The sequence below is a fragment of the Pseudomonas sp. 1L-E-NC-VB-C3 genome, from assembly GCF_057291535.1.
This window is the reverse complement of sequence record NZ_JBXAWD010000008.1, coordinates 202587-220549: the sequence shown is the minus strand read 5'-3', so window position 1 is coordinate 220549 and position 17963 is coordinate 202587. Positions and strand designations below refer to the sequence as shown.

Genomic DNA, 17963 nt, shown 5'->3' with positions numbered 1-17963 from the left:
TAGCTGGGCGCTCGAACAGCTTACAGATCAGCCAGACTGACCTGCATTCGCTGAGGAGCGGCGAGGCGCTCGTGAACGATGGCGGCAAGTTCGTCATCTTCTTCACTGGCCAACTTATCTTCGGCAGGCGGCTCGCCTCGTTCGGCGGCGCGCTTCAGCGCGTCCTCAATGGGGAATGAGGTTTTGGGCATTTGGTGTTTCCTGCGATATTTGGCGGGACGGTAACCAGTGCATTGGGCGCTATACAAGCTGGAATGCAATTTCAGCAATGGATATGGTTTGTTGCAGGCATTAAAAAGCCGGCTTGTGGCCGGCTTCTCGGGGACTGGCTTGGTTTATTTTTGGTAAACCGCGCCAGCCTTCAAAACGTACATCCGGATCTGCGTCCGGCTGTGGGACTTGGTCAGACGTTGGTCTGCCGCGTCGGGCGTCATTCGAGCCGCTGGGCGGGTCGATGCGCGAATGTGGGGCGCAGGATACTGAGTTTTGCTTTGGATTCCCAGTCTCAAGTGCGGTTTAGAGCGACTGAAGCGCTACAAACTCCGGATTTGTACCGGTTGTCAGGGCCTTTTCGCGGGCAAGCCCGCTCCCACAGGTTCTGGCAAACAATCACAGAAACGGCACCACCGGCCGGCGCTTGCCCAGTGTCGACCACCAGAACACCCAGCCAAGAATATGAATCCGCTGCTCTTCGATCTGCGCCGGCCGGAAGACCTCGTCGGGGTATTCGGCGCTGTTGTGGCTGCGCATGCGCAGGCCGTTGCCGGGCATGCGGTGCAGGTATTTGATGCGCAGCATGCCGTCGTGCTCTACGGCGTAGATTTCGCCGTCGACGACCTGGGTCAGGCCGCGGTCGATGGCGACGATGGAGCCGTCTTCGATGCGATCGGCCATGCTGTTGCCGATCATGTGCGCGCAGATGGCGTTGGCGTGCTGGATGTCGAGTTGATCGAGGTGGGCGCGGGGCAGGCGCAGGGATTGGTCGGGGTCGAGGATGACGTGGGTTTTACCGTCGCCGTTGGCGATCGGGGTTTCCTTGAAAAATGCCAGGTCGATGTCGCTGGGGTTGATGACGGTGTAGACGCCGCAGATGGCCTGGGCATCGAACGTGTCGCCATTGCTGGCGGGTGGGTGCAGGCGCGCGACCTCCTTGACGCCTTCCCCGGTTTTCAGCCATTCACTATTGACCGACAACAGGCGTGAGACTTCTTCCATGCGATACGCCGGGACGCCCCGGGTGTACCAGTTATGAACGTTTTGGGCTTCCGTGCCCCAGAACCTTGCGAAATCCGTGGTGCTGATGTTCGCTGCTTCCAGGAGTGCCTTGAATCGTGGACCGCTAGTGTTCTTTCTCATAAACACGGAGTCTACGGCCGGACTAGAGCGGTTTGAATAAACCGGGCGTTCAAAAAAAGCCTGTATTTTGCGACGGGATGTAAGACGTACTTGTGGGAAATTAAACAGATTAAAACTGCATGTAGGAATTTAAACGGTTTGTTTAGTCGGGCTTTTTCAAGAGCCCCTCACCCCAACCCTCTCCCGGAGGGAGAGGGGGCCGACCAAGGTGTATTTCGAGTTACATCGACCTGAACAACCGAGTCGATTATGCAGACGCCAATAACAAAAAACCCCGGAAATCCGGGGTTTTTTTCAAGCGTCACGCAAGGCGCAATTGCTTAGCCCTTGTAGGCGGCAACCGACTTGGTGATCGCTTCGCGGGCGGCGTCTGCACCGGCCCAGCCTTCGATCTTGACCCACTTGCCCTTCTCGAGATCCTTGTAGTTCGCGAAGAAGTGCTCGATCTGCTGGATCAGCAGGGGTGGCAGGTCGGTGTATTCCTTCACGTCGACGTACAGCTGCGACAGCTTGTCGTGTGGCACGGCGATGACTTTGGCATCGCCGCCGCCGTCGTCGGTCATGTTCAGGATGCCGACCGGACGGGCGCGGATTACCGAGCCTGGAGCAACCGGGTAAGGGGTTACGACCAGCACGTCGAGGGGATCACCGTCGTCAGCCAGGGTGTTCGGGATGTAACCGTAGTTGGCCGGGTAGAACATTGGGGTGGCCATGAAACGGTCAACGAACAGGCAATCGCTGTCTTTGTCGATTTCGTATTTGATCGGCGCGTGGTTGGCCGGGATCTCGATCGCGACGTAGATGTCGTTCGGCAGGTCTTTGCCAGCCGGAATCTTGCTGTAGCTCATTGGGCGTTGCCCCCGTAGTTGACCAAAAACACTTGGCCGGATTGACCAAAAAGTGGCGGCGATTATAGGCACATTCCTACGCCGACGCCACGTACCAGAAGTCGTGCAGAGCTCAGTCGTGCGCCTGATAGACCGGGTCTGTGGCCTGAAGTTGCCGCAGTCTGCCCAACGGATCCTGCCGGTAGAAAAGCTGCAGTTGCAAGTAGACCTGTGGATAAGCCTCATGCAGCAGATCCGGGGCGCTGAAGAAGTATTCGCTGGTGACGGCGAAGAACTCTGCCGGGTTCTCGGCGGCGTAGGGATCGATGGCGGTTTCGGCGTCTGGATCGTGGTCGAGTTGGTGGTTGAGGTCGTCGTAAGCGGCCTGCATCACTTTGGCCCAGTCGCTGACGCGCATGTCGGAGTGCAGTGGCGGCAGGCCGTTGGCGTCGCCGTTGAGCATATCGAGCTTGTGCGCCAGTTCGTGGATCACCAGGTTGTAGCCTTCCCAGCCACCGCTGGCCTGTACGCCGGGCCAGGCGAGAATCACCGGCCCCTGCTGCCAGGCTTCACCACTGTGTTCGCCGTCCCACTCATGCTCGACGCCGCTGGCATCGCGATGGCGTTGCGGGCTGAGGAAGTCGTCCGGGTACAGCACGATCTCGTGGAAACCCTGGTACCAGTTCAGATCACCGAGATGCATCAGCGGCAACTGTGCTTGCGCGGCGAGCAGCAGGCGTTGCTCCTGATGCAGTTCGACACCGGGCAGGGCGGTCAGGTGTTTGTCGTCGAGAAACAGCACGCAGGCTTCGCGCAACCACTGGTCTTCAGCAGCGCTGATGCCATCGAGGAAGGAGAGTTGATGGCGCACCCGTTGCCACAGGTCGTCGGCAATCGGGTGCCTGGCCAAGAGGCGCCGGCGTCGCCAGGCGCTCAGTGACCACATCGGATCAGTGCGATTGCACTTTGGTGCCGCCGAACCGGCTGCGCACCACGCCGATGATCATCGGCACCAGCGACAGCAGAATGATTGCCACCACCAGCAGCGAGAGGTTTTTCTTGATGAACGGCACGTTGCCGAAGAAGTAACCCAGAGTGACCAGACCGCCGACCCAGAGGATGGTGCCGAGCACGCTGAAGCCGAAGAAACGCGGGTACGGCATCCGCGCCACGCCCGCGACGAACGGCGCGAAGGTGCGGATGATCGGCAGGAAACGCGCCATGGTCACGGTTTTGCCGCCGTGCTTGTCGTAGAAATCGTGGGTTTTTTGCAGGTAGTCGCGACGGAAGATTTTCGAGTTCGGGTTGCTGAACAGCTTCTCCCCGGCCGTGCGTCCGATCACGTAGTTGGTACTGTCGCCCATGATCGCCGCCAGCATCAGCAGGCCACCGAGCAGCACCGGATCCATGCCGCCGCCGGCCGCCACTGCGCCAGCGATGAACAGCAGCGAGTCACCCGGCAGGAACGGCATCACCACGAGCCCGGTTTCACAGAAGATCACCATAAACAGGATGGCGTAGATCCATGGCCCATAGTTGTTCACCAGCAAATCGAGATACACATCGAGATGCAGGATAAGGTCGAGCGGGTTGAAATCCATGGGGGCACCTGTATGACGGCCCGACTCGGCAGGCCTGTGCGGATGACTTCGTGTAAGCCTACAGCGGGGTGTAGTTTTTCTTACAAGCCGGAAAGATCGGGATTATACGGTCTGAGCGATGAAAAGCGCGTCGGTTTTGTAGCGGGGAGTGTCGCGAAGTGAGCAATTGTCAGGGAAAAGGTGGCCGTGGCGAGGGAGCGAACTCCCTCATCACCGAAGCCGTTGGAGTCAGAGCTCGTCGCTGATCGGCAGTACGTAGTTCTTGAACTCGGTGTCTTCCTTGAAGCCGATCGATTCGTAGGTTTTCTGCGCCACTTCGTTGTTCGCGCTGGTCGAGACGCGCATGCGCACGGCCTGGGTTTCCTTGGCCATTTTCTTTGCGGTGCGGATCAGGTTGTCAGCGACCAGTTGCCGGCGCGCATCTTCGGCAACGTAGATATCGTTGAGAATCCACACGCGTTTGAGCGACAACGAAGAGAAGCTCGGATAGAGCTGGCAGAAACCCATGAGTTTCTTGTCGTCATCGTCGGCCAGGGCCAGATAGATTACCGACTCTTTGCGGCGCAAGCGCTTTTCGAGGAACGCGCGGGAGGAATCCGGGTAAGGCAGGGAGCCGTAGAACTCGCGATATTTGACGAACAAAGGAGTCAGCAAATCCAGATGTTCGAGGGTCGCTTGAATAATCCGCATGATAGGTCTCGTCTTCAAGTGGCTGTCTTCAACTGCTCTGACGGCGATGGGAAACCCGGGCGGCCGTGCGTCGATCCTGCCTGAAAGCAGCGCAGAAAGGCAATGCGGAAACGGTTCAGGCTGGCGGTGGATCGAGCAGGAAGTTGCCTTTCATGTCGACAGCGTCGTCCGCCTCCAATGTGTGCAGCTGAGCTTCATCCTTCAGGTTGACCCCCGACAGCTGGCGCCGACAGGCCTCGCGCATCAGATACAGCAAGCGATGCGCCGCCATGCCGTAGCTCAAACCTTCAAGCCGAACATTGGAAATGCAATTGCGATACGCGTCGGTGAGGCCGACCTTCGGCGCGTAGGTGAAATACAGCCCGAGGCTGTCCGGTGAACTCAAGCCCGGGCGCTCGCCGATCAGCATCACCACCATTTTCGCCCCTAGCAACTGGCCGATCTCGTCACCGATGGCGACGCGGCCCTGTTCCACCAGCACCACCGGTGCCACGGACCAGCCGTCGCCGCTCATCTGCTCTTCCAGGCGCGTCAGGAACGGCAGCGTGTGCCGATGCACCGCCAGCGCCGACAGGCCATCCGCGACGACCATCACCAGATCGACGCCGCCCGGGTGTTCGCTGGCGTAATCGCGTAAGACCTGCGCCGATGCATCGCTGAGCTTGCGCCCCAGGTCCGGGCGTTGCAGATAGGTGTGTCGGTCCGGCGCGGCGCTTTGCAGTGCCAAGGTTTCCCGCCCGCGCTCGCTCAGTTGTGCGCGGATTTCGCTGTGATCGAAGGCCAGGTGCACGGCATCACGGGCCTGGGCGTGGGCAAACTGAAAATCCAGCTGCGCCCGCGTCGGCAGACTGGTGCCGGTGCGGCCCAGGGCAATCCGCGCCGGGGTCAGGCGGCGCAGTTCCAGCCAGGGGTTTTGCGGATCGACCGGTGGTTTTTCCATAAGACTTATCCCAAGTGCGCCAAGGCCTGGCGGAAGGCCGGCGGCAGGTTGTTGCCGAAGCGAACCTTGCCGTCCGCCTGAGTGAAGATGCCCATGTTGGCCAGCCATTGTTCGAACTCCGGCGCCGGTTTCAGGCCCAGGGTCTGGCGGGCGTACAAGGCGTCGTGAAACGAAGTGGTCTGGTAATTGAGCATGATGTCGTCGGAGCCGGGGATGCCCATGATGAAGTTGATCCCGGCGACGCCGAGCAACGTCAGCAGGGTATCCATGTCGTCCTGGTCGGCTTCGGCGTGGTTGGTGTAGCAGATGTCGCAGCCCATCGGCACGCCGAGCAGCTTGCCGCAGAAGTGATCTTCAAGGCCGGCGCGGATGATCTGCTTGCCGTTGTAGAGGTACTCCGGGCCGATAAATCCTACGACGGTGTTCACCAGGAACGGCTTGAAATGTCGCGCCACGGCGTAGGCCCGTGTCTCGCAAGTCTGTTGATCGACGCCGTGGTGGGCGTTGGCCGACAGCGCGCTGCCCTGACCGGTTTCGAAATACATCAGGTTCTGCCCGAGTTTGCCGCGCTTGAGACTGAGCCCGGCGTCGTAGCCTTCCTGCAAGACATTCAGATTGATACCGAAACTGGCATTGGCCGCCTCAGTGCCGGCAATCGACTGGAACACCAGATCCAGCGGCACGCCACGGTTGATCGCCTCGATCGAGGTGGTGACGTGGGTCAGCACGCAGGCTTGGGTCGGGATGTCGTAGCGCTGGATGATTGCGTCGAGCATCTCCAGCATCGCGCAGATCGAAGCGATGCTGTCGGTGGCCGGGTTGACCCCGATCATCGCATCGCCGTTGCCGTAGAGCAGGCCGTCGAGAATGCTCGCGGCGATGCCGGACGGCTCGTCAGTCGGGTGGTTGGGTTGCAGGCGGGTCGACAGGCGCCCGCGCAAACCGAGGGTGCCGCGAAACTGGGTGACCACGCGGATTTTCTGCGCGACCAGCACCAGATCCTGCACGCGCATGATTTTCGACACGGCGGCGACCATTTCCGGGGTCAGGCCGGGGGCGAGGGCACGCAGGCTGGTTTCGTCCGCCGCGTCACTGAGCAGCCAGTCGCGAAAGCCGCCAACGGTGAGGTGACTGACCACGGCGAAGGCTTGTTTGTCGTGGGTGTCGATGATCAGCCGGGTGACTTCGTCGGCTTCGTAGGGAATCAGCGCTTCCTGCAGGAAGTGCGTGAGCGGGATGTCCGCCAGGGCCATTTGCGCAGCCACCCGTTCGCCGTCGTTGAGCGCGGCGATCTCGGCGAGAAAATCCCCCGAGCGGGCGGGGCTGGCCTTGGCCATGACGTCTTTGAGGCTGTCGAAGCGGTAAGTCTGCGCGCCGACCGTGTGAGCAAAACTGGCCATTCAGCGTTCTCCGTGACGGCGCAGAACAGCTCTGCGCCGTGGTTTTCGACAATCAGTGCAAGGCTTGTTCAGCTTTTTGAATCGCCGCGAATTCTTCTTCCGGCGTGCCCGCTACCAAGTGATGCCGACTGTAGAAAGCAAAGTAAGCAATTAACACTCCATAGATGATCGCGGCGCCGATCACCACCCGTGGATCGACGAGGAAACCCGCCACCACGGCGATGCACGCCAATACCAGCGCCACACCCGAGGTGAAAATGCCGCCCGGCGTGCGATACGGCCGGTCCATTTTGGGGCGCCGGATACGCAGGGTGATGTGCGCGGCCATCATCAGCACATAGGAAATGGTCGCGCCGAACACCGCGACCAGAATCAGCAAATCGCCCTGGCCGGTCAGCGACAGACCAAAGCCGATGATGCCGGGAATCACCAGAGCCAGCACCGGTGCCTTGCTCTTGTTGGTCTGCGACAGTTTGCGCGGCAGGTAACCGGCCCGCGACAGCGCGAAGATCTGCCGCGAGTAGGCGTAGATGATCGAGAAGAAACTGGCGATCAGCCCGGCCAGACCGACGAGATTGACGAAGCTGCCCATCCAGGTCGAGCCACCGTAGGCCTTGCTCAATGCTTCGACCAGTGGATTACCGGAGGTCAGCAGCGAATTCGCACCAGCGCCGCCGGGACCGACGATCAGAATCAGCAGGGCAAACATCAGCAGCACCAGCATTGCCCCTATCAGGCCACGCGGCAGATCGCGCTTGGGGTTTTTGGTTTCTTCTGCGGCCAATGGCACGCCTTCGACGGCGAGGAAAAACCAGATCGCATAGGGAATCGCCGCCCACACGCCGACGTAGCCGAACGGCAGAAACGGGCTGGCACCGACCGCAGTGGTCACCGGGATGTCGAGCAGGTTGGCAACGTCGAAGTGCGGCACCATCGCCACCAGAAACACCCCCAGCGCCAGCGCGGCGACGGCGGTAATGATGAACATCAGCTTGAGCGCTTCGCCGACCCCGAAAATGTGGATGGCGATGAAGATGATGTAGAACGCCAGATAGATCATCCAGCCGCCAATACCGAACAGCGACTCGCAGTAGGCACCGATGAACACCGCGATGGCGGCGGGGGCGATGGCGTACTCGATGAGGATCGCGGTGCCGGTGAGAAACCCGCCCCACGGCCCGAACGCACTGCGGGCGAAACCGTAGCCGCCGCCAGCGGTGGGAATCATCGACGACAATTCGGCCAGGGAAAAACACATGCACAGGTACATGGTCGCCATCAGCAGCGTGGCGAGAAACATCCCGCCCCAGCCACCTTGGGCGAGGCCGAAGTTCCAGCCGGCGTAGTCGCCGGAAATCACATAGGCGACGCCGAGGCCCACCAGCAGGACCCAGCCGGCGGCGCCTTTTTTCAGTTCGCGTTGTTGGAAGTAATCGGTGCCGACTTTTTCGAAGTCGACGGAGGAGCCGGTCGCCGGAGCGCCGGCCGGGGATTCGCTTGGCATAGGGTTCACCATTTTTATTGTTTTATTGGCCCGGCTACAGCCAGGAACCTGATCGTTCCCACGCGCAGCATAGGAATGTATCAACGGACGCTCCGCGTTCGGCTTTGAAGGAACGCGGAGCGTCCCGGGCTGGATTCCCACGCAGAGCGTGGGAACGATCAGCATCGCAGGATCAGAAGAATCCCAACGGATTGATGTCGTAGCTCACCAGCAGGTTCTTGGTCTGCTGATAATGGTCGAGCATCATTTTGTGGGTTTCACGCCCGACGCCGGACTTCTTGTAACCGCCGAACGCGGCATGCGCCGGGTACAGGTGGTAGCAGTTGGTCCACACGCGACCGGCCTTGATCGCCCGGCCCATCCGGTAGGCGCGGTTGATGTCGCGGGTCCACAGGCCGGCGCCGAGGCCGAACTCGGTGTCGTTGGCAATCGCCAGGGCTTCGGCTTCGTCCTTGAAGGTGGTGATGCTCACCACCGGGCCGAAGATTTCTTCCTGGAACACGCGCATCTTGTTGGTGCCCTTGAGCAGGGTCGGCTGGATGTAATAACCGGTGGCCAGGCTGCCCTCGAGTTTTTCCACCTTGCCGCCGGTCAGCAGCTCCGCACCTTCGCCCTTGGCGATTTCCAGGTACGAGAGGATCTTGTCGAATTGCTGCTCCGATGCCTGGGCGCCGACCATGGTGTCGGTGTCCAGCGGGTCGCCACGTTTGATCTGGCTGACTTTCTTCATCACTGCTTGCATGAATTCGTCGTAGATCGATTCCTGCACCAGCGCGCGGGAAGGGCAGGTGCACACTTCGCCCTGGTTGAAGAACGCCAGCACCACGCCTTCGGCGGCTTTTTCGATGAAGCTCGGCTCGGCCTGCATGATGTCTTCGAAGAATATGTTCGGCGACTTGCCGCCCAGTTCCACGGTCGACGGAATGATGTTTTCCGCTGCGCATTTCATGATGTGCGAGCCGACCGGAGTCGAGCCGGTGAAAGCGATCTTGGCGATGCGCTTGCTGGTCGCCAGCGCCTCGCCGGCTTCTTTGCCGAAGCCTTGCACGACGTTGAGCACGCCCGGCGGCAGCAGGTCGCCGATCAGTTCCATCAGCACGCAGATGCCCAGCGGGGTTTGCTCGGCAGGTTTGAGCACCACGCAGTTACCGGCGGCCAGCGCTGGCGCAAGTTTCCACGCGGCCATCAGCAGCGGGAAGTTCCACGGAATGATCTGGCCGACCACGCCCAGCGGTTCATGGATGTGATAGGCCACAGTGTTGCCGTCGATTTCCGCAGCGCTGCCTTCCTGGGCGCGCAGGCAACCGGCGAAGTAACGGAAATGGTCGGCGGCCAGGGGGATGTCGGCGTTGAGGGTTTCGCGGATGGCTTTACCGTTGTCCCAGGTTTCGGTGATCGCCAGCAGTTCGAGATTCTCTTCGATGCGGTCGGCGATTTTCAGCAGGATCAGCGAGCGTGCCTGCACGGAAGTGGCGCCCCACGCATCGGCAGCGGCGTGGGCAGCATCCAGCGCTTTGTCGATGTCTTCGGCGGTGGAGCGGGGGAATTCGGCGATTGGCTGGCCATTGACTGGCGAGGTATTGGTGAAGTACTGACCTTTGACCGGCGCGACGAATTCGCCGCCGATGTAGTTACCGTACTTGCTCTTGAACGAGACTTTGGCGCCGTCGGTACCGGGATGGGCGTAACGCATGATGATGTTCTCCTTGGCTTTGTACTTATTAGAGAAACGCGCAAGTGCGCTTGCTATAAGCGTAGAGCAAGGCTCGGGCCACTGCCGTGCAGGTCAGGCAAATCAAGGGCTTGGCCGGTTTGTCTCGGACGAATGGAGTGGCGCTGTGACGGTTTCGGTACAGCGCGAGTGACAGTTTGTACCGCTTGCGGCACAGCCCTTGACCGGACGGTCTTGCCGGCATTGCAATGCCGGAGCCGCTGGAGGATGCTGGGCGTCACCTCATGCTTTGGGCCATCGCGCCCCGGGGAGAACAATAAGAAATGCACGACAACCATTTGAGTCGCCATGCCCGCCAGGTTCTCACCGTCACCCAGGGCAAACCGCACCTGCACGGCCCCGGCGCCGATCCATCGATCGCCCGTTCGTGGCTGCGTTGCCTTGAGGACTATCACCTCGATCCTTCTGTGACCATGGCGCCGACCGTGCTCGAGCATGGCCGAGTACTGGAAAGTCGCGAACGTCTGCAACAAGTGCTGCAAATCGCCGGCACCGAGATGAGCAGCCTGCATCAGCAACTGTCCGGCGCCGGCCATGCGGTGCTGCTGACTGACGCGCGCGGTGTGATCCTCAATTGCGTGACCGCGCCGGCCGAACGGAAGATTTTCGAGCGCGCCGGTCTCTGGCTCGGCGCTGACTGGAGCGAAGCCTGCGAAGGCACCAACGGCATCGGTACCTGCCTGGTCGAGCGTCAGGCGCTGACCATTCACCAGGACGAGCATTTTCGCGGCCGCCACACCGGGCTGACCTGCTCGGCGAGCCCGGTGTTCGATCCCCATGGTGAATTGCTGGCGGTACTCGATGTGTCTTCGGCGCGGCCGGACGTCTCGCGGCAGAGCCAGTTCCACACCATGGCGCTGGTCAACCTGTCGGCGAAAATGATCGAGAGCTGCTACTTCCTGCGCTGTTTCGACAATCAGTGGTTGCTGCGTTTTCATCTGCAGGCCGAGTCCGTCGGCCTGTTCAGTGAAGGGCTGCTGGCGTTTGACGGCGAAGGGCGGATCAGCGCAGTCAACCAGAGTGCGCTGAACCTGCTCGGGCATATTCGCGGCGGTTTGCTCGGTAAATCGGTGGAAGCGTTTTTCGATTGTTCGCTGGATGACCTGCTTGGTCGCGCGAGTGCCAACGCCAGCGCCAGTTGGCCGCTGCGCACCCGTGATGGCCGGCATCTGTTTGCCGTGTTGCGCGGTGAATCGCGCAAACCTACTGCCATTGTTCCAACGCCAATCACTGCTCCAGCGCCCCGCCTGTCCGGCATTTGCCTCGGCGACGAAGCGTTGCAGGCGGAGTTTCGCAAAGCCCTGCGCGTGTTCGAGCGCGACGTGCCGCTGTTGATCAACGGCGAAACCGGCTCGGGCAAGGAAGCGTTTGCCAAGGCAGTGCATCAGGCCAGCCAGCGCTCCGGCAACGCCTTTGTCGCACTCAATTGCGCGGCCATTCCGGAAAGCCTGATCGAGAGCGAACTGTTCGGCTATCGCGGCGGCAGCTTCACCGGCGCACGCAAGGACGGCATGCGCGGCAAGCTGCAACAGGCCGATGGCGGCACTTTGTTCCTCGACGAAATCGGCGACATGCCACTGGCGTTGCAGACGCGTTTGCTGCGGGTGCTGGAAGATCGGCAAGTGGTGCCGATTGGCGGTGAACCGCAAGCGGTGGACGTGCGCATCATCAGTGCGACGCACCGCAATTTGCTCGAACGAGTCGAGGACGGCAGTTTCCGTGAAGACCTGTATTACCGCTTGAACGGGCTGGAAGTGGCGTTGCCGGCATTGCGTGAGCGCAGTGATAAATCGCAGTTGCTGGATTTTCTCCTGGCCGAGGAGGCAGGGGGCGAAACGATTCTGATCGACGAACCGGCGCGGCAGGCGTTGTTGGCATTCAACTGGCCGGGCAATGTGCGGCAGTTGCGCAATGTCCTGCGCACCCTGGCGGCGTTGTGTGATGGCGGGCGGGTCGGCGTTGAGGATTTGCCGGTGATGATTCGGCAGGCGCGGCCGGCGGTTGTGGCGGCGCAGCCATTGGAAGATGCCGAACGACTGGCCTTGCTCAGTGCGCTGGAGCAGACGCGCTGGCATATGACCCGTACCGCTGAACAGTTGGGCGTCAGCCGCAACACGCTGTACAGAAAGCTTCGCAAGCATGGAATTGAACGGCGTGTCAGCTAGAAGGCCCTCACCCTAGCCCTCTCCCAGAGGGAGAGGGGACTGACCGAGGTGTTTTGGCGATTTACGCCGACCTGAAATATCGAGCCGAACTAAAAATTTGAAAGCGACCGAGATCGGCTCCCTCTCCCTCGGGAGAGGGCTGGGGTGAGGGGCTGCGGTCTGAAGCCGTGCGCAGATGTAGCCGCCAACCCGTCTCCATCCTTCAGCTAAAGAGTGCCATTTCCCCCTCCCTACGCTAACCTGCGGCCATGTTTTACGAGGTCGACTATGCACATTCATATTCTGGGTATCTGCGGGACTTTCATGGGCTCGATGGCAGTGTTGGCCAAAGAGCTGGGTCATCACGTCACCGGCTCCGACGCCAACGTCTATCCGCCGATGAGCACGCAGCTCGAGGCCCAGGGCATTCAGCTGACGCAGGGTTATGACCCGGCACAGCTCGATCCGGCGCCGGATCTGGTGGTGATCGGCAATGCCATGTCCCGTGGCAACCCGGCGGTGGAATATGTGCTGAACAAAGGCCTGCCGTACGTCTCCGGCCCGCAGTGGCTGGCTGACCACGTGCTGCAAGGTCGCTGGGTATTGGCCGTGGCCGGTACGCATGGCAAGACCACCACCAGCAGCATGCTCGCCTGGGTGCTGGAGCATGCCGGGATGAGCCCGGGTTTCCTCATCGGCGGCGTGCCGCAGAATTTCTCGGTGTCGGCGCGCCTGGGCGGTACGCCGTTCTTTGTGATCGAGGCTGACGAATACGACAGCGCCTTCTTCGACAAGCGCTCGAAATTCGTCCACTACCGTCCGCGCACCGCGATCCTGAACAACCTTGAGTTCGATCACGCCGACATCTTCCCCGATCTGCCAGCAATCGAACGTCAGTTCCACCATTTGGTGCGCACCATTCCGAGCGAAGGTCTGGTCATCCACCCGACCACCGAGCCAGCGTTGCAGCGCGTGATCGAAATGGGCTGCTGGACGCCGGTGCAAACCACCGGCGCCGGCGGTCAGTGGCAGGTCAAACTACTGAGCGAGGACGGCTCGGCGTTCGAAGTGATGTTCGAAGGCGTGTCCCAGGGCACCGTCGAGTGGGAGTTGACCGGTCAACACAACGTCGCCAACGCCTTGGCTGCTCTGGCCGCAGCGCGTCACGTTGGCGTGGTGCCGTCCATGGGCATCGCCGGGTTGAGCGCGTTCAAGAACGTCAAACGGCGTATGGAGAAAGTCGCCGAGGTGCGCGGCATCACCATTTACGACGACTTCGCTCACCACCCAACCGCCATCGCCACCACGCTTGATGGCCTGCGCAAACGCATCGGCGACGCGCCACTGATTGCGATCATCGAGCCGCGCTCCAATTCGATGAAGCTCGGCGCCCACCGTGACGGTCTGCCGGACAGCGTGGTCGATGCCGATCAGGTGATCTGGTACGCCCCGGCCAACCTCGGCTGGGACCTCGGCGCCACCGCAGCGTTATGCACCGTGCCGTCCATCGTCAGCGATTCGCTGGAAGGCATCATCGAGCGCGTGAAGAGCCAGGCGCAGCCCGGTACTCACGTGGTGATCATGAGCAACGGCGGCTTCGGCGGCCTGCACGGCAAGCTCGCCGAGGCACTGCAATGAACAGTTTTTCCCAGGCCGGCGGCCCGGAACGCATCACCCTGGCGATGACCGGCGCCTCGGGCGCGCAGTACGGCTTGCGCCTGCTCGATTGCCTGGTGCGCGAGGATCGCGAAGTGCACTTCCTGATCTCCAAGGCTGCGCAACTGGTAATGGCCACCGAGACCGACGTGTCCCTGCCGAACAAGCCGCAGATGATGCAGGCGTTTCTGACCGAATACACCGGCGCCGCTGCCGGGCAGATTCGCGTGTATGGCAAGGAAGACTGGATGTCGCCGGTGGCTTCGGGCTCCGGCGCGCCGGCAGCCATGGTAGTGGTGCCGTGTTCGACCGGCACGCTGTCGGCGATTGCCACCGGCGCCTGCAACAACCTGATCGAACGCGCGGCGGACGTTACGCTGAAAGAGCGCCGCCAGTTGATTCTGGTGCCGCGCGAGGCGCCGTACTCGAGCATCCATCTGGAGCACATGCTCAAGCTGTCGAATCTGGGCGTGACGATTCTGCCGGCCTCGCCGGGCTTCTATCACCAGCCGCAGACCATCGATGATTTGATCGACTTCGTTGTGGCGCGGATTCTCAATCTGCTCGGCATCCCGCAGGACATGCTGCCGCGTTGGGGCGAGCATCACTTGAGCAGCGATGAATAAGCTGCTGGTGCTTGTGCTGGCGCTGCAATTGGGTGGATGCGCTACCGTGCGCACGCTGGATGCGGCCAAACCCGGCGCGCCGGTGGTGTATGCCGGGACGCGGCTGGATTTGTATGCGTTGAACGGCGGGTGTTGTGCGATGGACCGGTTCGGTGCCGAGGCGCCGAGCTATCCGGGAGTGGACCTGCCGGCCAGCGCGTTGCTCGATACGCTGTTGTTGCCGTTGTCATTGCTCACCGTGATTGGCGTGGGCTTTCAGGCGACTGGTGGATTGTAAAGGTCAAAAGATCGCAGCCTTCGGCAGCTCCTACAGGGGAATGGGGGCTTCTGTAGGAGCTGCCGAAGGCTGCGATCTTTTGGTTCTGAAAGTCCCGGAGTTATTTGCCTAACTTGCGCAGTTCATCCGATTCGATCACCCGCACCCCATCCTGTTCTTCCAGCGCCAGGCGCCACATCGCTCGCGCCAACTGGCACGCTTCGATGCCGTGATATTTCCCCGGAATCAGCTTCGATAACGGCCCGGCCAGTTGCTCGACCAGGCGTGGTTCGGTGCGTTCGCCAAGCAACAGCGAAGGTCGGCAAATGGTCAGCTGCGGCCAGTTCTGCGCGCGCAGGGCCTGTTCCATTTCACCTTTGACCCGGTTGTAGAACACCGAGGAATTCGGATCGGCGCCAATCGCACTGATCACGATCAGGTGCCGCGCGCCCATCTCCCGCGCGCGCTTGGCGAACGCCACGACCATGTCCAGATCGACTGCGCGAAAGGCTTCTTCGGAGCCGGCCTGCTTGATCGTGGTGCCTAGGCAGCAGTAGGCGATATCGACCCGGCCACTGAGCTGCGGCAGAAACGCCTGCGGGTCACCGACCGGGTTTTCCAGATGCGGATGCTCGGCCAGCGGCCGGCGCGAAGGGGCGAGGACACGGGTAATGGTTGGCTCGTTGAGCAAACGGTCGAGCAGATGTTCACCGGTCAGTCCGGTGGCTCCGGCAAGCAATACGTGCTGAGGCGTCAAGTACATAGTGTCTCTCCCTTGATACTGTTCAGCTTAGTTGCCTTTTTTCGCCGCGTCGTTCAATGCGCTGCTTTGCAACGCTTTGCGTGCTTGCTGTTTGCGCAGCAGTTGCCAATGCGACAGCACGGTTTTCGGCGCCCAGATCTGCGGCTCCGAGGCTTCGAAACCGTCGGCCAGCTCGCGTTCGGCAACGGTGGCCTTGGCCAGTTTGAATGCCTGCTCAAGGTCGTCGGTCTGGTTCAGTGCCTGGGCAAACAGCGCATCGCCGAAATAAGTGAAGTTGGCTTCTTCCGAGCAACCGAACGACACCCGATCGGCGCGCGAGGCAGTCATGATCAGCGTGCGTTCGTCTTTCAGCGCCGGGATGAAACCGCCGGAATAGCACGAAGAAATCACGATGACCTTGTCGCGATGCTTCAGCGGCGCGAGCACGGCGGCGAGCTCATCGGCTGGCAGGTCGGCCAGTTCCATGCGTGGCTGATCGAGCACCAGTTCATGTTCGGCGGTGCCGTGGCTGGTCAGATAAATGAACAGCAGGTCTTCCGGCCCGCTGCGTTCGGCAAGGGCTTGCGCGGCGCGGCGCAGGTTTTCGCGGGTGGCCATCGGCCGGTCGCCGAGATGATCGCGATGATTGACCAGGCGGATCTGGCCGTAGGCGCCGAAGCGCGTACTGAGCATGTTGGCGACGTAATCGGATTCACGCAGGAACACGCTTTGCTTGCCGTCGCCACCGAGGGTCAGGGTGTACAACTCGACTGCCGGAGTCGAAGCGGGGATCGCCGCCAGTGCCTCGTCGAGCAGACGACCCTGGGCGAGCAAACCGAGTTCGAGAGTGTCGGGGAGTAATTTGCCGTCGGCGTCGCGTACGCGTTGGCCGTTGATCCAGGTGCCGCTGAGCACGCTGCCATCGGTCAGCACCAGAGTACCGCGTCCTGAATAGCTGTCGTTGTCGAAGCCGCCGATGTAGAAGCTGCCATCGGCAAGGTTCAAACGGCCCTGGCCGGTGAAGCGCCAGTCATTGAATACACCGATGTAATGGCTGCCATCAGCGCCGATCAGTTCGCCCTTGCCGGTCAGCGCGCCTTCCTTGAACTGGCCGAGCCAGACGTCGCCGTCTGCGTTCTCGTAGCGGCCTTTGCCGTGCAATTGATTGTTCTTGAAGCCGCCGACGTAGATATCGCCGTCGGCGCTGTTGTAAGTGCCGTTGCCTTCCAGTTGACCGTTGACGAAATGACCCGTGAACGAATTGCCGCTGGCATCGCCGCGCTGGCCTTCGCCGTTGGGTTTGCCGTGGGCGAACTGGCCTTGATAGGAGCTGCCGTCGTCCATTTCCAGGCGGCCGAGGCCGGAATACTGGTCAGCCTTGAACTCGCCGCGATAGGTCATGCCGTTTTCTTTCAGCGTACCTTCGCCATCGCGCCGGCCCTGCTTGAAACCACCGGCATAACTGCTGGCATTGGTGCTCAGGCTGCCCTGTCCATCAAACAGACCTTGCTGGAACTGGCCGCGATAGACCTCGCCGTTGCTGCCATGCCATTCGCCTTGCCCGTGCCACTGACCCTTGTCGAACTCCCCGGCGTACCAGCTGCCGTTGGGGTAGTCGACGCGGCCCTGACCTTGCAGCAAGCCGTCGACCAGTTCACCGCGATAGCGTCCGCCATCGGGCAGGCGCGCATCCGGCGGCAACAGCGATTCGCCGTCGCCGCAAGCGGTGAGCATCAGGGTCAGGGCAAGGGGTGCAAGTCGAGCGATTGAGCGCATAGCGGGATCCGGGCAATTAGGCGACCGAGTATGCCGCAGCTATGCGTCGCATATATACAGACGTGACGCGAAACAGCGTGCGCTGCTTCGCATCCGGGATGATCAGACGAAGCAGAGTGACAGCGGCTCGGCGATGTAGGCCGGTTTGTCCGAGCCTTCTATCTCCAGTGTCGCGGTGGCCTTGAGCAGCCACTGACCGGGTTTTTTCTCGGTCACTTCGACCATGTCGACCTTCAGTCGGACTTTCGAATTGACCTTGACCGGCTGGATGAAACGCACGCTGTCCAGGCCATAGTTGACGACCATCTTCACGCCTTCGGGCAGCACGAGGATGTCTTCCATCAGTTTCGGCATCAGCGACAGCGACAGGAAACCATGGGCAATCGTGCTGCCAAACGGCGTTTGCGCAGCCTTGACCGGATCGACGTGAATGAACTGAAAATCACCAGTGGCTTCGGCGAACAGGTTGATGCGCTCCTGATCGATGGTGAGCCATTCGGAACGTCCAAGTTCCTTGCCGACATAATCTTTGAGCTCTGCAACGGGAACATAGGGCATTGAGACTCTCCTTGGGTTCATCGGTTTTATAGTTTTTCAGGGGGCGGATTTGACCGGCCTGCGAACCACTGTAGATCATCATGGCGATTTGCTCAGGTCAACCGACCATGCTTTTGGCGAATGCCGGTCCATAGCGCCGGCATGCTTATAATGCC

General features: G+C 61.0%; 17 protein-coding genes. 4 read left to right on the top strand and 13 right to left on the bottom strand.

The window, feature by feature from the left end; all coding sequences use genetic code 11:
- Positions 1 to 20: 20 nt before the first annotated feature.
- The 10 genes from AC0Z5Z_RS15280 to exaC all read right to left on the bottom strand — a co-directional run bounded on the left by AC0Z5Z_RS15280 (position 21) and on the right by exaC (position 10011).
- On the bottom strand, positions 21 to 191 hold the full coding sequence (locus AC0Z5Z_RS15280) for a hypothetical protein (protein ID WP_016772997.1): 171 nt from the start codon (positions 189 to 191) through the stop codon (positions 21 to 23).
- 418 nt (positions 192 to 609) lie between these two features.
- Entirely contained in the window at positions 610 to 1356 is a 747-nt protein-coding gene (locus AC0Z5Z_RS15275) for a S24 family peptidase (RefSeq protein ID WP_041477707.1), read from the bottom strand.
- Between the two features lie 320 nt (positions 1357 to 1676).
- On the bottom strand, positions 1677 to 2204 hold the full coding sequence (ppa, locus tag AC0Z5Z_RS15270; protein WP_003205933.1) for an inorganic diphosphatase: 528 nt from the start codon (positions 2202 to 2204) through the stop codon (positions 1677 to 1679).
- A 112-nt stretch (positions 2205 to 2316) separates the two neighbouring features.
- The gene (locus AC0Z5Z_RS15265; RefSeq protein ID WP_485611267.1) at positions 2317 to 3129 is read right to left on the bottom strand and encodes a M90 family metallopeptidase; all 813 of its coding nucleotides are present in this window, start codon (positions 3127 to 3129) and stop codon (positions 2317 to 2319) included.
- A 4-nt stretch (positions 3130 to 3133) separates the two neighbouring features.
- The gene (locus AC0Z5Z_RS15260; RefSeq protein ID WP_095181915.1) at positions 3134 to 3784 is read right to left on the bottom strand and encodes a DedA family protein; all 651 of its coding nucleotides are present in this window, start codon (positions 3782 to 3784) and stop codon (positions 3134 to 3136) included.
- Between the two features lie 228 nt (positions 3785 to 4012).
- Positions 4013 to 4474, bottom strand: a complete 462-nt coding sequence (locus AC0Z5Z_RS15255; RefSeq protein ID WP_016773002.1) for a GNAT family N-acetyltransferase — start codon at positions 4472 to 4474, stop codon at positions 4013 to 4015.
- Between the two features lie 115 nt (positions 4475 to 4589).
- Positions 4590 to 5414, bottom strand: coding sequence for an ethanolamine ammonia-lyase subunit EutC (eutC, locus tag AC0Z5Z_RS15250; RefSeq protein ID WP_485611266.1), 825 nt, complete (start codon positions 5412 to 5414; stop codon positions 4590 to 4592).
- A gap of 5 nt (positions 5415 to 5419) precedes the next feature.
- Positions 5420 to 6814 (bottom strand): ethanolamine ammonia-lyase subunit EutB, encoded by a 1395-nt coding sequence (locus AC0Z5Z_RS15245; RefSeq protein ID WP_485611265.1) that lies wholly within the window; start codon positions 6812 to 6814, stop codon positions 5420 to 5422.
- Between the two features lie 52 nt (positions 6815 to 6866).
- On the bottom strand, positions 6867 to 8318 hold the full coding sequence (gene eat / locus AC0Z5Z_RS15240) for an ethanolamine permease (RefSeq protein ID WP_024014466.1): 1452 nt from the start codon (positions 8316 to 8318) through the stop codon (positions 6867 to 6869).
- A 172-nt stretch (positions 8319 to 8490) separates the two neighbouring features.
- Complete coding sequence (gene exaC, locus AC0Z5Z_RS15235; RefSeq protein WP_485611264.1) at positions 8491 to 10011, bottom strand: acetaldehyde dehydrogenase ExaC; 1521 nt, start codon at positions 10009 to 10011, stop codon at positions 8491 to 8493.
- A gap of 302 nt (positions 10012 to 10313) precedes the next feature.
- Here exaC and AC0Z5Z_RS15230 point away from each other — a divergent pair, with 302 nt between their 5' ends.
- The 4 genes from AC0Z5Z_RS15230 to AC0Z5Z_RS15215 all read left to right on the top strand — a co-directional run bounded on the left by AC0Z5Z_RS15230 (position 10314) and on the right by AC0Z5Z_RS15215 (position 14753).
- The gene (locus tag AC0Z5Z_RS15230; RefSeq protein WP_485611263.1) at positions 10314 to 12215 is read left to right on the top strand and encodes a sigma-54-dependent Fis family transcriptional regulator; all 1902 of its coding nucleotides are present in this window, start codon (positions 10314 to 10316) and stop codon (positions 12213 to 12215) included.
- A gap of 267 nt (positions 12216 to 12482) precedes the next feature.
- Positions 12483 to 13832 (top strand): UDP-N-acetylmuramate:L-alanyl-gamma-D-glutamyl-meso-diaminopimelate ligase, encoded by a 1350-nt coding sequence (gene mpl / locus AC0Z5Z_RS15225; protein ID WP_016773007.1) that lies wholly within the window; start codon positions 12483 to 12485, stop codon positions 13830 to 13832.
- Entirely contained in the window at positions 13829 to 14476 is a 648-nt protein-coding gene (gene ubiX / locus AC0Z5Z_RS15220; RefSeq protein ID WP_071173708.1) for a flavin prenyltransferase UbiX, read from the top strand. The genes mpl and ubiX overlap by 4 nt, the downstream gene beginning before the upstream one ends.
- Positions 14469 to 14753, top strand: coding sequence for a YceK/YidQ family lipoprotein (locus AC0Z5Z_RS15215; RefSeq protein WP_095181909.1), 285 nt, complete (start codon positions 14469 to 14471; stop codon positions 14751 to 14753). Before ubiX ends, AC0Z5Z_RS15215 begins: the two co-directional genes overlap by 8 nt.
- Positions 14754 to 14853: 100 nt before the next feature.
- On the opposite strand, the gene AC0Z5Z_RS15210 is transcribed toward AC0Z5Z_RS15215, so the two are convergent.
- From AC0Z5Z_RS15210 to AC0Z5Z_RS15200, 3 genes are all read right to left on the bottom strand, one after another.
- A complete protein-coding gene (locus AC0Z5Z_RS15210; protein WP_016773010.1) occupies positions 14854 to 15495 on the bottom strand; it encodes an oxidoreductase in 642 nt (213 codons plus the stop codon).
- Between the two features lie 27 nt (positions 15496 to 15522).
- Complete coding sequence (locus AC0Z5Z_RS15205; RefSeq protein ID WP_375122737.1) at positions 15523 to 17250, bottom strand: C13 family peptidase; 1728 nt, start codon at positions 17248 to 17250, stop codon at positions 15523 to 15525.
- A 102-nt stretch (positions 17251 to 17352) separates the two neighbouring features.
- A complete protein-coding gene (locus AC0Z5Z_RS15200; RefSeq protein WP_016773011.1) occupies positions 17353 to 17808 on the bottom strand; it encodes a MaoC family dehydratase in 456 nt (151 codons plus the stop codon).
- Positions 17809 to 17963 lie beyond the last annotated feature (155 nt).

Bases quoted from the DNA above. Each gene is read 5' to 3' on its own strand.
- AC0Z5Z_RS15280 (WP_016772997.1), bottom strand. From the start codon at position 191: ATGCCCAAAACCTCATTCCCCATTGAGGACGCGCTGAAGCGCGCCGCC.
- AC0Z5Z_RS15275 (WP_041477707.1), bottom strand. From the start codon at position 1,356: ATGAGAAAGAACACTAGCGGTCCACGATTCAAGGCACTCCTGGAAGCA.
- ppa (WP_003205933.1), bottom strand. From the start codon at position 2,204: ATGAGCTACAGCAAGATTCCGGCTGGCAAAGACCTGCCGAACGACATC.
- AC0Z5Z_RS15265 (WP_485611267.1), bottom strand. From the start codon at position 3,129: ATGTGGTCACTGAGCGCCTGGCGACGCCGGCGCCTCTTGGCCAGGCAC.
- AC0Z5Z_RS15260 (WP_095181915.1), bottom strand. From the start codon at position 3,784: ATGGATTTCAACCCGCTCGACCTTATCCTGCATCTCGATGTGTATCTC.
- AC0Z5Z_RS15255 (WP_016773002.1), bottom strand. From the start codon at position 4,474: ATGCGGATTATTCAAGCGACCCTCGAACATCTGGATTTGCTGACTCCT.
- eutC (WP_485611266.1), bottom strand. From the start codon at position 5,414: ATGGAAAAACCACCGGTCGATCCGCAAAACCCCTGGCTGGAACTGCGC.
- AC0Z5Z_RS15245 (WP_485611265.1), bottom strand. From the start codon at position 6,814: ATGGCCAGTTTTGCTCACACGGTCGGCGCGCAGACTTACCGCTTCGAC.
- eat (WP_024014466.1), bottom strand. From the start codon at position 8,318: ATGCCAAGCGAATCCCCGGCCGGCGCTCCGGCGACCGGCTCCTCCGTC.
- exaC (WP_485611264.1), bottom strand. From the start codon at position 10,011: ATGCGTTACGCCCATCCCGGTACCGACGGCGCCAAAGTCTCGTTCAAG.
- AC0Z5Z_RS15230 (WP_485611263.1), top strand. From the start codon at position 10,314: ATGCACGACAACCATTTGAGTCGCCATGCCCGCCAGGTTCTCACCGTC.
- mpl (WP_016773007.1), top strand. From the start codon at position 12,483: ATGCACATTCATATTCTGGGTATCTGCGGGACTTTCATGGGCTCGATG.
- ubiX (WP_071173708.1), top strand. From the start codon at position 13,829: ATGAACAGTTTTTCCCAGGCCGGCGGCCCGGAACGCATCACCCTGGCG.
- AC0Z5Z_RS15215 (WP_095181909.1), top strand. From the start codon at position 14,469: ATGAATAAGCTGCTGGTGCTTGTGCTGGCGCTGCAATTGGGTGGATGC.
- AC0Z5Z_RS15210 (WP_016773010.1), bottom strand. From the start codon at position 15,495: ATGTACTTGACGCCTCAGCACGTATTGCTTGCCGGAGCCACCGGACTG.
- AC0Z5Z_RS15205 (WP_375122737.1), bottom strand. From the start codon at position 17,250: ATGCGCTCAATCGCTCGACTTGCACCCCTTGCCCTGACCCTGATGCTC.
- AC0Z5Z_RS15200 (WP_016773011.1), bottom strand. From the start codon at position 17,808: ATGCCCTATGTTCCCGTTGCAGAGCTCAAAGATTATGTCGGCAAGGAA.